This window comes from Acinetobacter sp. ANC 3882, from assembly GCF_022549545.1.
Taxonomy (GTDB): Bacteria; Pseudomonadota; Gammaproteobacteria; order Pseudomonadales; family Moraxellaceae; genus Acinetobacter.
This window is the reverse complement of record NZ_JAKZGB010000015.1, coordinates 1-13,312: the sequence shown is the minus strand read 5'-3', so window position 1 is coordinate 13,312 and position 13,312 is coordinate 1. Positions and strand designations below refer to the sequence as shown.

At 38.6% G+C, this 13,312-nt stretch carries 13 protein-coding genes; 5 read left to right on the top strand and 8 right to left on the bottom strand.

Annotated features, from left to right (window positions below; translation table 11 throughout):
- Window positions 1-6: 6 nt before the first annotated feature.
- The 5 genes from MMO42_RS17760 to MMO42_RS17740 all read right to left on the bottom strand — a co-directional run bounded on the left by MMO42_RS17760 (window position 7) and on the right by MMO42_RS17740 (window position 4,428).
- On the bottom strand, window positions 7-378 hold the full coding sequence (locus MMO42_RS17760) for a hypothetical protein (protein ID WP_241321538.1): 372 nt from the start codon (window positions 376-378) through the stop codon (window positions 7-9).
- A gap of 132 nt (window positions 379-510) precedes the next feature.
- Complete coding sequence (locus MMO42_RS17755) at window positions 511-1,419, bottom strand: matrixin family metalloprotease (RefSeq protein ID WP_241321537.1); 909 nt, start codon at window positions 1,417-1,419, stop codon at window positions 511-513.
- A 386-nt stretch (window positions 1,420-1,805) separates the two neighbouring features.
- Complete coding sequence (locus MMO42_RS17750) at window positions 1,806-2,717, bottom strand: matrixin family metalloprotease (RefSeq protein WP_241321536.1); 912 nt, start codon at window positions 2,715-2,717, stop codon at window positions 1,806-1,808.
- A 389-nt stretch (window positions 2,718-3,106) separates the two neighbouring features.
- Window positions 3,107-4,015, bottom strand: a complete 909-nt coding sequence (locus tag MMO42_RS17745; protein ID WP_241321535.1) for a matrixin family metalloprotease — start codon at window positions 4,013-4,015, stop codon at window positions 3,107-3,109.
- Window positions 4,012-4,428, bottom strand: coding sequence for a hypothetical protein (locus MMO42_RS17740; RefSeq protein ID WP_241321534.1), 417 nt, complete (start codon window positions 4,426-4,428; stop codon window positions 4,012-4,014). Before MMO42_RS17740 ends, MMO42_RS17745 begins: the two co-directional genes overlap by 4 nt.
- 195 nt (window positions 4,429-4,623) lie before the next feature.
- Here MMO42_RS17740 and MMO42_RS17735 point away from each other — a divergent pair, with 195 nt between their 5' ends.
- Window positions 4,624-5,508 carry an MBL fold metallo-hydrolase gene (locus MMO42_RS17735; RefSeq protein WP_241321533.1) on the top strand — a complete coding sequence of 295 codons (885 nt, stop codon included), beginning with the start codon at window positions 4,624-4,626 and terminating at the stop codon, window positions 5,506-5,508.
- A 73-nt stretch (window positions 5,509-5,581) separates the two neighbouring features.
- Here MMO42_RS17735 and dnaK read toward each other — a convergent pair whose 3' ends face one another.
- The 3 genes from dnaK to MMO42_RS17720 form a co-directional block, all read right to left on the bottom strand.
- The gene (dnaK, locus tag MMO42_RS17730) at window positions 5,582-7,528 is read right to left on the bottom strand and encodes a molecular chaperone DnaK (RefSeq protein ID WP_005290692.1); all 1,947 of its coding nucleotides are present in this window, start codon (window positions 7,526-7,528) and stop codon (window positions 5,582-5,584) included.
- A gap of 118 nt (window positions 7,529-7,646) precedes the next feature.
- Window positions 7,647-8,192: a nucleotide exchange factor GrpE gene (gene grpE, locus MMO42_RS17725; RefSeq protein ID WP_005186322.1), complete on the bottom strand. Its 546-nt coding sequence runs from the start codon at window positions 8,190-8,192 to the stop codon at window positions 7,647-7,649.
- Window positions 8,193-8,351: 159 nt separating this feature from the next.
- On the bottom strand, window positions 8,352-9,245 hold the full coding sequence (locus MMO42_RS17720; protein ID WP_241321532.1) for a LysR family transcriptional regulator: 894 nt from the start codon (window positions 9,243-9,245) through the stop codon (window positions 8,352-8,354).
- Between the two features lie 107 nt (window positions 9,246-9,352).
- Here MMO42_RS17720 and MMO42_RS17715 point away from each other — a divergent pair, with 107 nt between their 5' ends.
- The 4 genes from MMO42_RS17715 to MMO42_RS17700 all read left to right on the top strand — a co-directional run bounded on the left by MMO42_RS17715 (window position 9,353) and on the right by MMO42_RS17700 (window position 12,965).
- A complete protein-coding gene (locus tag MMO42_RS17715) occupies window positions 9,353-10,207 on the top strand; it encodes an MBL fold metallo-hydrolase (RefSeq protein ID WP_241321531.1) in 855 nt (284 codons plus the stop codon).
- Between the two features lie 381 nt (window positions 10,208-10,588).
- On the top strand, window positions 10,589-10,828 hold the full coding sequence (locus MMO42_RS17710) for a hypothetical protein (RefSeq protein ID WP_005186334.1): 240 nt from the start codon (window positions 10,589-10,591) through the stop codon (window positions 10,826-10,828).
- 361 nt (window positions 10,829-11,189) lie between these two features.
- The gene (locus MMO42_RS17705) at window positions 11,190-12,260 is read left to right on the top strand and encodes an alpha/beta hydrolase (RefSeq protein WP_241321530.1); all 1,071 of its coding nucleotides are present in this window, start codon (window positions 11,190-11,192) and stop codon (window positions 12,258-12,260) included.
- Between the two features lie 150 nt (window positions 12,261-12,410).
- Window positions 12,411-12,965 (top strand): peptidylprolyl isomerase, encoded by a 555-nt coding sequence (locus tag MMO42_RS17700; protein ID WP_212749627.1) that lies wholly within the window; start codon window positions 12,411-12,413, stop codon window positions 12,963-12,965.
- Window positions 12,966-13,312: the final 347 nt, after the last annotated feature.

Sequence of the window (13,312 nt, the reverse complement as noted above, 5' to 3'; positions counted from 1 at the left end):
TCATGTTTAGGGTGCCGCGTCTAATTTAACTGCTTCTAAAATATCAAAAATTACAGCAGTGACATCTTGGCTTAAATCACGATCATTAAAGATTTCATAAGCTGTGATGGTGACATCGGTATCACTAGGTAATTGTTTTTGTTCTTCTTCAATCAAATGTTTGATCGGCAATAAAGTCTGTTTGACTTCTAAATGTAGAATTTCATCATAAGCAACATTGTCCTCTTCAAGCTCGATTTCATGCTCATTGAAATAAGGAATTAAAATCGAGTGTAAGTAGGGGCTAATGTCTTGAATATTTAAGAGTTCGATATCACGAGTCTGTTCAATCGTACTGATGTGGTCGTTCACTTCAATTAAGATATGATAATAACTCATGCTGATCTCCGTTAAGGCTAAGATGATGTTTTAACACCACAATAGCATGAATAAATCAAAACAATCGACCCATTCTTGTTATTGCTTAGCACATCATCTTATATCCACTGAGGATAATCTATTGATCAGCTTTTAATCTGCCAAACCGAGTAACTTCAAATCAGTTTCTGTAAGTTGAAAATTTTTGGCGTCTTGCTCTTTAATACGTGGATACATCAAAGACTTTGGGTCACGAGTATGTTTGAGACCGAGTGCATGCCCAAATTCATGTGCCAATGTTAAGCGTAAGTCATCGATTGAAGAAAACTCATAAATAAAAATCTGTTTTCCATCAAATTGACCTTTGTGTAGCACTTCTGGCTTGAAGGTCTGATTAAACTCATCAACAGATGCTGTGAGTTGTTGATGCGTTTGCTTTGATTTTTCAGCTTTTAACTGATTTTGCTGAACTTTTTGATTGTATTCAGCAATTTTTGTTTGCAGCTTTAGGGCTTGTTGTTGCAACTGTTGTTGCTGTTTATGTAAGGCAGAGAATAGTGCTTTATTACTGTTGTCCGCCTGATATTGGGCTAAGCCTTGCTGATATTGCTGAACCTGAGTTTCATAGGCTTGCTTTTGTAGCTCAAGCTGAGCATTGCTTTCAGTCAATTCGGCATTGATCTGCTGCAATTTCTCATTTCGATTGAGCCAATTTTGTTGTTCCTGCTCAAGTTGACCTAAGCTTTCTGCGCGTTTCATACTCCGAATTTGACGTTGGTCAAAAACCAGATTAATTGCAAAGTCTGCTTCTGGATCATAAATGAAATATTTTTGTCCCGTGTTTTTTTCCCAAATAGCAGCAGCCTGTTTACTGAGCTCAATCATTTGTTGTTGATCGATATTCAAGCGTGGGTCAAGCTCAGCAATACGATAACGCAGAGGTTGTTCTGTGCTATAGCGAACTTGCGACTGTATCGATAGAGTCGAAGAAATTTTAGCAAAAACGGGAGCAGGGGCTAGCAAGGTAAAACATGCAGCCAGCAGGAGAGACAAAAGACGCATAATGGGAGATAAAACATGAAAGAGGTCACATTTTATTCAATTAGAAACATTAGTCAAATTGATGGCCTGTAGAGTTTCTTATGAGTTTTTACGATATTTCTGGAAAATGAATAAAAATACATTTGTAGAAATACTCGTGAAAAATCATGATAAATAAAAGAGATTTGTTTATTAAATGATCTAAAATTAAAATGAGAACAACGATTTATTTTTTATTGTGAGTGGACTGAATCACTAAAATTTTAATAAGGTAACTTAAAAAATCGATTTTTCTTAGAGATAAAAAATACATTCTATTTCACATAAAAAAATTATCTGTTTGTACAAAAACTATACTTATAGTCTAGTCAATGTTAATTCTTGTAAAGAAAAATCTGCTGGTGTTATCAATAAATGGCTTTTACTAGATCTTTATCCGAATCGGTCAGTGCAAATTGCTGGAAGTTTTGTTTTTGGATCACAGGGTACATCAGAGAGCGAGGATCGTTAGTATGCTCTAGACCGAGTGCATGTCCAAACTCATGTGCCAGTGTTAAGCGTAGATCATTTGCAGATGAAAATTCATAAATCAGAATCTGCTTGCCATTGAAATGACCTTTATGCAGTAAATGCGGCTGAAACACCTGATTAAATTGGCTTGCCGATGCAACCAGTTGTTGATTGCTTTGGTTTAAGTTTTGGATGCTTTGGTTGAGTTGCTGTGTTCGTTGATTATGTTCCTGAACTTCGCGCTGTAGTACTAAAGATTGTTGTTCCAACATTTTTTGTCTTTGTGAAAATTGTTGAGCCAGATCTTTAGATGTCGAACGTGTTTGATTGAAACGAAGTACTTCCGCATTATATTGCTGGAATTGGATGTTCAATTGAGCTTGTTTGCTGGCAATTGATGCAGTGGTTTTTTGAATTTCATTTTTTACCTGTTGTAGTTGTTGATTTTGATTTTCCCATTGTTTTTGTTGCTGTTTGAGTTGATCTAAGCTTTGTACACGATCAGCGCTACGTTGTTGGCGCTCATCAAAGATTAGATTAATTGTGAATTCAGCTTGTGGGTCATAAATAAAATTTTGTTGTCCTGTTTCTTGCTCCCAAAGTTTAGCGGCTTGTTGGGTTAATTCGAGGACTTGCGGTTGACTGAGATTGAAACGGGGATCAATGTCAGCGATACGGTAGCGTAAGGTTTTTTTAATCGTTTGATGCTGATGTACATCAATAGGGCTGGTATTGGTTTGGGCATTGCTCAGTTGAGGCGTTATCATGCTGATACAAGCCATTAAGGCTACTAGATAATGAGCTCGCATTGTAAATCTCCCCAAATAAAGACTTATTTTTCATCATTATTTTGCGAGCGTCAAAATGCTATCTGGTTAATAAATAAAAGTAAAAAGTGTGACTTTTTTCCAAAAAATAAAAAAATGAATCGAATGATTTGCAGAATGATAAAAATAAGGATTGGTGTGTTTTTTGATCGTAATTTGAAAAATATCAAGCTATTAAATTGATCGCTGTGAAAAACGGAAAAATTCTAGGGAATAAAACCCAAAACCCCTCTGTTTGTTAACTTTTGTAAATATTATATAAAATGGTAAAGTTTTCTACTTTTAGATAAAAAATTGTTTATAAGTGACATTTATAGTCCATCAATTTTTATTGTTTTTGGGGTGGATTGGGCTGCAACGTTCTGTAGAGATTATCTTCCCAACAATAAATCACGATCGGATTGGGTTAAACGGAAATGCGCTGTATTTTGATCTTTCATGATCGGGTGCATCAGTGCCTGAGGATCATCAGTATGCTGTATGCCCAATGCATGGCCTAATTCGTGTGCGAGTGTTAAACGCAGATCATCTTTAGATTCAAACTCATAAATTAGAATCTGTTTGCCATTAAACAAACCTTTATGGAATAAATGGGGTTTAAAGCGTTGCTTATATTGACTCACCGAAGCATTTAGTTGCTGGTCCAAAGCATTGAGCTCATCAATCTGCTGATTTAACGCCACGATTGTTTGGTTATATTGATTAATTTCTTGCTGTAATAACTGTACGTTTTGCGCTAAGGCCTGTTGTCGTTGCTGAAAATATTCCGGATTGGCAATTGAGGCTCGATTCTGCTGCGCATAGTGTTGTTCTTGATTGTAGTGTTGAATCTGTTGGTTAAGCTGTTGTTGTTTTAAATCGAGAAATTGCTTACTACGAATAATTTGTTGTTCAATCTGATCAAGTTTTTGTTTTTTCTCTAGCCAGTGTTGTTGATTTGATTGAAGTTGACTGAGGTGTTCGCGACGTTGTTCACTTTCTTGTTGGCGTTCATCATAGATCAGGTGGATTGCTAGCTGGGCATTCGGGTCATAGACAAAATAATCTTGCCCTGTGCCATCTTTCCAGATTTGCGTTGCTTGTTGACTGATTACTTTGACTTGCTCAATGCTGAGTTTAAAGCGCGGGTCAACCTCGGCAATACGATAACGCAGACGAGTATCAAAGGGATTGCTGATACGGTCGATGAGTGAGTTAAATTTAAGTTGAGGATGTTGGCGGGTTTGATAACCCGACCAGAATAGAAATAGCACCAATGCAATAATAAGGGCGAGTCTCATTCAGTATTTTTTTTAAATAAAGGTTGGTAGAGGCTAGGCACAACTAAAATACCCCAGATGAGTGTAGAGAGAATATTGCCTAGCTCATAAAAAATAGCACCTAGACCAGACATGAATGTCCAAGAATAACTCGGTAACAGATAAAAGAGTAACAGAGGGAAAAAACTATACACATAGACCTTTCTGGCCCAATCTTTGAATAGAAGCAAACCAATCAATACAATCAAGAGACCAATCGCCAGAAGACCTGAGATGATTACCTCCCAGTTTTGTGGTTCCGTTGCTAATAATTCATTAACCATGATAGATGTTTCATCATAAGCATCAAATATTGCACTGATAAAAATACACAGCAGCGAAAAAATAAGGATGAATCTAAATTTGGTTTTGGTTATGACAGGATCTGTTTTCATCTTCTATCTAGGTATCTTTCTTTTAGTGTTTTGGATTATACAGAAAATAAATTTATGTGTATCAAAGCAACCTTGATGTACTGACTGCAATCTATCTCAGTTTTGGACTTCTACTTGTGATTGATTTATATAGCTGCCATATTGAGGATGGAACCATTCATTCTGACAATTAAAAGAAAATGCAAAGGAACATGCATGCTGAAATATCTACTTAAAGCACCTGAAACTGCGTGGACGGCTAATTCACCAGCGGCGGCAAAAACTGAAAATTTAAAAATTAAATATTTGGGGACCGCAGGATTTATCTTGTCTGATGCTAATCGAACTTTAGTACTCGATCCTTTTATTAGTCGCCCAAATTTCTGGCAAACCTTTACTCAACCTTTATGTAGTGATCCAGCCTTGGTCAAACACTATATTCCATATGCGGATGAGGTATTAATCGGGCATGCGCATTATGATCATATTCTGGATGCACCAGAAGTGTGTAAACAAACAGGGGCTCGTCTCATTGGTTCTGAAGCCAGCTTGATGTATGCACGTTCTGCAGCTTTGCCAGAGCAACAGATGCGGGCCACACAGGGAAGGGAAGTGATCGAGTGTGGGAAATGGCAAGTGGTTGGTTTACCTTCAATCCATGGTAAGGCTTTATTTGGGCGAGTGCCGTTACCAGGGGATATGACCACACCGCCACCTTATCCACCGAAATTTCATCAATTACGGCATGGGTTGGTGCTGAATTGGTGGATTGATACAGGACAGCTTCGTGTTGTTCATATCGATTCGGCTGATTTTATTGAACAAGAGTTGCAGGGCAGGCAGGCAGATATTGTGTGCCTGTGTGCGATTGGACGTAAATATCGCCCGAATTATGTCAAAGATGTGGTACGACTGCTGAAACCCAAATACATTATTCCATGTCATTGGGATAGCATGGTCACGCCAATTGATGCACCACCGCAGTTATTGCCGGGTGTGAATATTCCTCAGTTTATTGAAGAAATTAAAGCCTGTGGTGTGATTCCCTTGTTTATGCCAATTTTGGGTGAACTGTATTTTGAACAATCTAAATCTATCTGATAGTCACTTTTTATAAATAAGTTTTAAGCAAAAAAAACCGCGCTTTTGCGCGGTCTTTTTTTAAAGAGACAAATTATTTTTTGTCATCTTTTACTTCTGTGAACTCAGCATCTACAACGCCATCGTCCGCTTTTTGTTGTTGACCTGCATCGCCACCTTGGAATGCATTTGGATCAAAACCTTCTGCGCCGCCAGCTGCACCTTGTGCTTGTTCATAAGCACGTTGTGTAATTGGCATCAAGATGTTTTGTAAAGCTTCAGTTTTCGCTTTGATGTCTTCAACATCATTTTCTTTAGTTGCTGCTTCAAGCTCAGAAACCGCAGTCGTGATCGCAGTTTTTTCATCTTCAGTGACTTTGTCACCAAGATCTTTTACTGCTTTTGTCGAGCTAGAAACAAGCGCATCTGCTTCGTTACGTGCTTTTGCTAACTCTTCAAACTTACGGTCTTCTTCAGCATTCGCTTCAGCATCTTTGATCATTGCTTCGATTTCAGCATCAGACAAACCTGAGTTTGCTTTAATCTGGATTGATTGCTCTTTACCAGTGCTCTTATCTTTAGCCGATACTTTTAAGATACCGTCAGCGTTGATGTCGAACGATACTTCAATTTGCGGTACGCCACGTGGAGCAGGTGGGATATCGCCTAACTGGAAGTTACCCAACAATTTGTTTTGTTGAGCCATTTTACGTTCACCTTGGTAAACCGAAATGTCTACTGCAGGCTGGTTATCAGCAGCTGTAGAGAACACTTGTGATTTCTTCGCAGGAATCGTGGTGTTTTTCTCAATGATCGGAGTCAATACGCCGCCCATTGTTTCGATACCTAAAGTTAACGGTGTTACGTCTAATAAAAGTACGTCAGTTTTGTCACCAGACAATACTGCACCTTGAATCGCAGCACCAATCGCAACTGCTTCGTCAGGGTTCACGTCTTTACGTGGCTCTTTACCGAAGAATTCTTGTACTTTTTGTTGTACAAGTGGCATACGAGACTGACCACCGACCAAGATCACGTCAGAAATCTCAGAAGTTGAAAGACCTGCATCTTTAAGCGCAATGCGGCAAGGCTCAATGGTACGAGCAACTAAATCGGCAACTAACCCTTCAAGTTTTGCACGTGTTACGTTGATCACTAAGTGTTTAGGACCAGTCGCATCAGCCGTGATGTATGGAAGGTTGATTTCAGTTGCATTCGATGAAGAGAGCTCAATTTTCGCTTTCTCAGCTGCTTCTTTTAAACGTTGTAACGCAAGTGGATCATTTTTCAAGTTCACACTTTGTTCTTTCTTGAACTCTTCAACCAAGAATTCAATTAACGCGTTATCAAAGTCTTCACCACCAAGGAAAGTATCACCATTGGTTGATAACACTTCGATTTGTTGGTCGCCATCAAGGTCCGCGATTTCAATGATTGATACGTCAAAAGTACCACCACCTAAGTCATAAACCGCGATTTTGCGATCGCCTTCTTTTTTGTCCATACCGAACGCAAGTGCCGCAGCAGTTGGTTCGTTAATGATACGTTTAACATCAAGACCTGCAATTTTACCTGCATCTTTAGTCGCTTGACGTTGTGCATCGTTAAAGTAAGCAGGAACAGTAATCACTGCTTCAGTGACTGTTTCACCTAAATAGTCTTCTGCAGTTTTCTTCATCTTTTTCAAGATTTCAGCAGAGATCTGTTGCGGTGCTAATTTTTTATCGTTGACTTCAACCCAAGCATCGCCATTGTCTGCTTTGATGATTTTGTAAGGTACAAGACCGATGTCTTTTTGTACCGCTTGATCTTCATAACGACGACCGATTAAACGCTTGATTGCGAATAATGTATTTTTCGGGTTGGTTACCGCTTGGCGTTTCGCGCTTTGACCTACAAGGATCTCGCCATCTTTATAGGCAATAATCGATGGAGTTGTACGCGTACCTTCTGCATTTTCGATTACTTTTACTTTATCGCCTTCAAGTACAGCAACACATGAGTTGGTAGTACCTAAGTCAATACCAATAATTTTTGCCATTGATTGTGTTCCTCTAAAATTTTGTTGCAATGTTTTGCTTGTTATTCGATATGAGAGTTAATCGGTTTTTTTCAAGCATTTTTGTGAAAAAAAATCAAAAAACTCTCAAATTTTTACCTTATTGACCGACCATGACCATCGCTGGGCGAAGTAAACGACCATTTAAGGTATAGCCTTTCTGTAAAACGGTGCCAATTTGATTGGCTTTCGCATTTGGGTCGATTCCCACAGCTTGGTGTAAATCCGCATTGAAACCATTTTGGGTATCTGCTTCAACGACACCAAATTTTTCTAGTGTGGTGAGTAGCGATTTCAAAGTGAGCTTAATCCCTTCAAGGACAGGGGTTTGTTCTTCACCCGCAGCTTGAATTGCACGCTCTAAATTATCAACAGAATCTAATAATTCTTTCGCAAATTTTTCCAGCACAGTCTCTTTATGCTTTTCAGATTCACGTTGAATACGTTCAACACTCTTTTGTGCTTCATAAACAGCATTGGCTGTACGTGCTTTTTCGAGTTTTAAGCTTTCTTCGAGTTTAGTGATTTGAGCTTGTAAATCTTCAACGCTAAGCTCGTTTGCCTGCTCTACACCTTCAGCTTGAGTTTGTTCAGTTTGTTGCTCATTTTGAATGTCTTGAGCTTGCTCATTGTGCTCATTAGCCATTGACGATCTCCGTTGAAAAAAGTTCTTAAACATGTACAGTCCTTCTGGCGTTAATGCTCATAGGGTTAAACCCGAACTGCCACATCTTGGTCATTCATAGATAGGGATGAAGTATGGGCAACGCGACAAAATTCAAGCGTTCAGGTCGATTTAAATCTTTTAATTTTGCTGATTTAAGTAAAAATTTAAGTTTTCAATCACAAAAGCAATAAATTCTTGGGTTATTTTCGGTAAATGTTGTCTGGATGCATAAACCAACGATAAGGTCAGATCGGGTGCTGAAAAATCGGTAAACACCTGTTGCAAACGTTGTTGAGCGATATCTTTACGCACCAGCAATGTTGGCAACATCGCAATACCTTGTGCTTTAAGACACATCTGATAAAGCGCGATCACATCATTGCTTTTAAACGTAACATTTAATGGATAGTTCTGGGGTTGCTGATCTGTATCAAACAAGGTCCAGTATTGGTTATGTGTGTGATGGGCAATGCATTCATGTTGAATGAGTTGACTGGGATGTAACAGGGGAGTGTGGTCTTGTAGATAGTGAGGATGTGCACAAAAGGTTGATTCGATTTGACAGACAGGTCGAGCAATTAATCCATCTGCAACTTTCTGAGTAATACGCAAAGCCAAATCGACATGTGCATCCATTAAATCAACGGTATTCTCTGTGAGGTACACATCAAAATGAATCTGTGGATAGCGCTTTTTAAATTGTTTAATACATTCATTGACACCGAGCTGAAATAAAAACAAACCACAAGTAAAACGAATTGTCCCGTTATGTTGTTCGGGTGCGGCCAAACCTTCTAATAGCTGTTGCTGTTGTAAAATATTTTCACAATAGACTAGCGCTTTCTCACCTGCTGGGGTGAGCGACACTTTACGGGTATTACGTTGAAACAGTCGGGTCGAAAAGGTTTGTTCGAGGTGGTCTAAATAGCGAGACACCATTGCTTTAGAATAATCTAAATGTTCTGCAGCTTTGCTCAGATTGCCTTGATGCGCAATACAAACAAAGACTTGAATGGCTTTTAAGGTATCCATGTTTATTATCATTGTTGCAAGATATGCAACATTTTATCTTAGTTTAGTGTGTTTCTTCAGCAATAATTGCAATTTAAAGTGTTCCTTATCAAATTGGAGACGATAAGATGAACACTAAACCTTATATTATTGCTTTATCTACTTTGGCAGCAACATCTGCTGCTTTTGCACAAGATTTAAAAATCCAAAACTTTCTAGCTCAACCTGAGCACTTCGGTGTGACTTCAACCTTGATCGAAGGTGATAAAGAAGTGCTATTGGTGAATGCTCAATTTTCTAAATCAGAAGCATTGCGTATCGCTGCTGACATTTTAGACAGTGGTAAAACATTAAAAACCATTTTTGTCAGCTATGGCGACCCAGATTTCTATTTTGGTTTAGATGTATTTAAACAATACTTCCCAAATGTGCAAATTATTGCGACGCCTGAAACAGTGAAACATATTCAGGATACTCAGGCACTGAAAGTGGCGTATTGGGGACCGAAAATGGGTGCTAATGCACCGAGTCAAATTATTGTTCCTCAAGCCTACACCGCAAAAACTTTAAAGCTTGAAAATGAAAACATCGAAATTAAGGGTAAGAAAGAACTTACTTACTTGTGGATTCCGAGTGCCAAAGCGGTTGTTGGTGGTATTCCAGTGTCATCAGGCATTCATCTTTGGACTGCGGATACCCCTACAGCAAAAGACCGTACTGAAGTTGTCCAAACATTGGAAAGCATTAAAGCCTTGAATCCGAAGGTTGTTGTCCCTGCGCATATGAAAGCAGGCGCTGCTGAAGGTCTGGATGCAGTTAACTTTTCAATCGACTATTTAAAGCAGTATGAAAAAGCGGTTAAAGTGACGAAAAACTCGGCCGAATTAATCAAAACAATGCAAAAACAATATCCAGCTTTAGGTGAGTCGAGCAGTTTGGAACTGGGTGCCAAAGTTGTTAAAGGCGAAATGCAATGGCCTTAAGTCTAGACTAGTGTTTTACAAAAAACCGTGATGAAAAATCACGGTTTTTTATGTGCACTACATTTATTTTTAATCAAAACTATCTGATTGTAATCTTTTAAGCAGATTGTGCAGTGTTTCTATGAATTATAAAAAAATAAGATAAAGGCGTTTTAATTGACTAGATAAAGATGAAATCACTTGAGTCATAACACTTTAGCTATTTTGCAGCACGTCAAAAATGTGTGAAACCTGAACGTAGTTGATTTAAGAAAAATTGCAAAACAATGCTGCTTGCTTAACAAACTGCAACTAATACGCATCACGTCCAAGAAAAAAATTGTGAATTATAGGCAACGCAAAGACAACTTTGCTTTTTGTCATAATGAAAGGAAATACACAATGAAAAAGTTAGCATTGATCTCTATGGTTGTATCTGGTGTTGCATTAACAGCTGTGGGTTGCTCAACTCAAGGTGGGTTGGATGCTTCTGGTTCAGCTCAAACAACAAGTGCAAGCCCATCAGGTGTACAAGGTGGTGTTGGCGTGCAAGCAGGTACATCGGTAGATGTTCAACCAGGTGGAGCTTCTGCTGACGTTTCAGGTTCTGTATCTGGTTCAGCAGGCGGTTCTGCGCAATAATTTTTGATTAAGTCTGCGAGCATGAGATTGGAAATGAGATGCCAACTTTAATTTCAATCGATTTATGTACTGCTATACATATTTGCACAGCGACTTAATTCATCAAATTGACACTTTAAAAGTGGTATAAAACCAGAGCCAAGACTTTGGCTCTGGTTTTATTGTTTGGAAAATCGAAGCTTAAAACACGATTGAATTGACATAAAAAGTAGGTGGTAATAAGCACAATGGTTAATGACTTTTTAATAAGAGCCCTTTAGCGTACGACATAATTTAAAATCTTGAACTTGATCTAAGACTTTATAAAAGCATATAGTCGAAGGCAACAAGAATTATGGATAGAGCGAAGAAGGGGACAAAAGTGACAGCATTACCTCAAAAAATTCAGACGATTTTAGATAAAGGACAAGGTCCTGCTGCACGAGCACTCGATAAGCTCCCCAAAATCGTACAAGAATCTTTGGCTAAGATTTTAGCTTACCCGCACCAATATCCAGATTTAGATTCATTTACCAAATGTCTGATGGCTGTGCAAATTAAACAAGGCCGCATTGGTTTTATTGGTGATGATCCGATTGAGTCTCGCCGTCAGTTTGATGCGCAAATGTTGGCAATTATCAATAAACCAACTTCAGTTGCATCGGTTGAAGATATCCGTCTACCTCTACAAAGCGGAACGGTGTTTGCCAGACACTATCATCCAGCACCCAATAAAAAACTGCCGATCATCGTGTTCTATCATGGTGGTGGTTTTGTGGTCGGTGGTTTGGATACACATGATGAAGCGTGCCGCTTAATTGCCAAGTATGCAAAAGTACAGGTACTCAGTATTGACTATCCACTCGCACCCGAAGCATCACCACAGCTATTGATCAAAACTTGTGAAGATGCGTTGGCATGGGTATATCAAAATCGCCGTCAATTGAAAATTTATAAGAATCGTATTGCCGTCGCTGGTGACAGTGCTGGTGGCAATATTAGTACGGTGGTTGCACAGCACTCCGTGGGGAAAGCTTATGCACCACAAGCGCAACTATTGATTTACCCAGCAGTTGATTTCAAAAGCCGTCATCCATCTTTCTATGCATATGGAGTGGGTTTGGTGCTGACCAGTAAAGATGTGGATTACGTGACAGACTATTATGCAGCACAGCATAATGTTGCACTCGATGATCCATTGATCTCACCCACCTATGGAAGTCTTAGAAAATTAGCACCTGCTTATGTCATTACTGCGGGACATGACTTACTGCATGATGAAGGGGCGATTTATAGTCATAAGCTGAGACAGAATGGGGTCAAAGTCCAATATGTCGATTATCCAGATCAAACACATGGCTTTATTAACCTAACGCCTGTCTCAAGTAAGGCCAAACGCAATACCATTGAAATGGCCAAGAACTTTAGAAAGTTTTGGGATAAACATAGTTAATGACTAACTAACAAAATCCTTGAACCGATGTTTCACGTGAAACATCGGTTTTTCTTTATCAAAGATAACAAATAGAAATAGCAAAATTGGATTTGCAAAACTAAGATGAACTTTCACAACAAATCTATGTTCAAGTCGAGAAAAGCAATGATGAAAAAGTTGTTCATGGCAACCAGTTTAATTTTGGCAAGCAGCCATTTATTTGCAAATACCATGATTGATATGAAAACCAGTATGGGGAATATCGAAATCGAACTTTTTGATGATAAAGCACCTGTGTCTGCAAAGAATTTCGAAAGCTATGTAAAAAGTAACTTCTATACAGGTACCATCTTCCACCGTGTGATTCCTGGTTTTATGGTTCAAGGTGGTGGTCTCGATGCAAATATGGTTGAGAAGACAACCAAAGCACCGATTGTGAATGAAGCCAATAATGGTTTGAAAAATACCCGTGGTACTTTAGCAATGGCACGGACCCAAGATCCAAACTCTGCAAGTAGCCAATTCTTTATTAATGTCGCAGATAATAACTTTTTAAATAAATCACCGATGGATGCAGGTTACGCCGTTTTTGGTAAGGTGACGAAAGGAATGGATATTGTCGATAAAATCGTAAAAGTACCGACAGCTAACTTTGGGATGCATCAAAATGTACCAAAACAGCCGATTAAAATTATCAGTGTACAGATAAAAAGCACTAAGTAAAAAGCAAAGCAGAAATATGTATAAAATATTTCTGCTTTAATTTTATATGCTTACGGCAATATTGTTGCTTTGTTAAACATATTGGTGTGTAAAAAAAGAACACTCGATAAAACAAGGGTTTAAAAAAGCTTGCACACCAAAAAAAATCTCCTATAATGCACACATCCCGACGCGATGAAGCAAAAATAACTTAGCTTTACTGGTTAAGTTGTTAGGTATTTATTGCGTTGATTTGCTACTGACGAAGTAGCAAGAAGATCATTAAGAGAATAGAAGAACAACTTGTGTGGATTTTTACTGGTTGATCAATCGAAAATATTTCATTGATTGAATGGTAGAAATTTCTC

Bases quoted from the DNA above. Each gene is read 5' to 3' on its own strand.
- MMO42_RS17760 (WP_241321538.1), bottom strand. From the start codon at position 378: ATGAGTTATTATCATATCTTAATTGAAGTGAACGACCACATCAGTACG.
- MMO42_RS17755 (WP_241321537.1), bottom strand. From the start codon at position 1,419: ATGCGTCTTTTGTCTCTCCTGCTGGCTGCATGTTTTACCTTGCTAGCC.
- MMO42_RS17750 (WP_241321536.1), bottom strand. From the start codon at position 2,717: ATGCGAGCTCATTATCTAGTAGCCTTAATGGCTTGTATCAGCATGATA.
- MMO42_RS17745 (WP_241321535.1), bottom strand. From the start codon at position 4,015: ATGAGACTCGCCCTTATTATTGCATTGGTGCTATTTCTATTCTGGTCG.
- MMO42_RS17740 (WP_241321534.1), bottom strand. From the start codon at position 4,428: ATGAAAACAGATCCTGTCATAACCAAAACCAAATTTAGATTCATCCTT.
- MMO42_RS17735 (WP_241321533.1), top strand. From the start codon at position 4,624: ATGCTGAAATATCTACTTAAAGCACCTGAAACTGCGTGGACGGCTAAT.
- dnaK (WP_005290692.1), bottom strand. From the start codon at position 7,528: ATGGCAAAAATTATTGGTATTGACTTAGGTACTACCAACTCATGTGTT.
- grpE (WP_005186322.1), bottom strand. From the start codon at position 8,192: ATGGCTAATGAGCACAATGAGCAAGCTCAAGACATTCAAAATGAGCAA.
- MMO42_RS17720 (WP_241321532.1), bottom strand. From the start codon at position 9,245: ATGGATACCTTAAAAGCCATTCAAGTCTTTGTTTGTATTGCGCATCAA.
- MMO42_RS17715 (WP_241321531.1), top strand. From the start codon at position 9,353: ATGAACACTAAACCTTATATTATTGCTTTATCTACTTTGGCAGCAACA.
- MMO42_RS17710 (WP_005186334.1), top strand. From the start codon at position 10,589: ATGAAAAAGTTAGCATTGATCTCTATGGTTGTATCTGGTGTTGCATTA.
- MMO42_RS17700 (WP_212749627.1), top strand. From the start codon at position 12,411: ATGAAAAAGTTGTTCATGGCAACCAGTTTAATTTTGGCAAGCAGCCAT.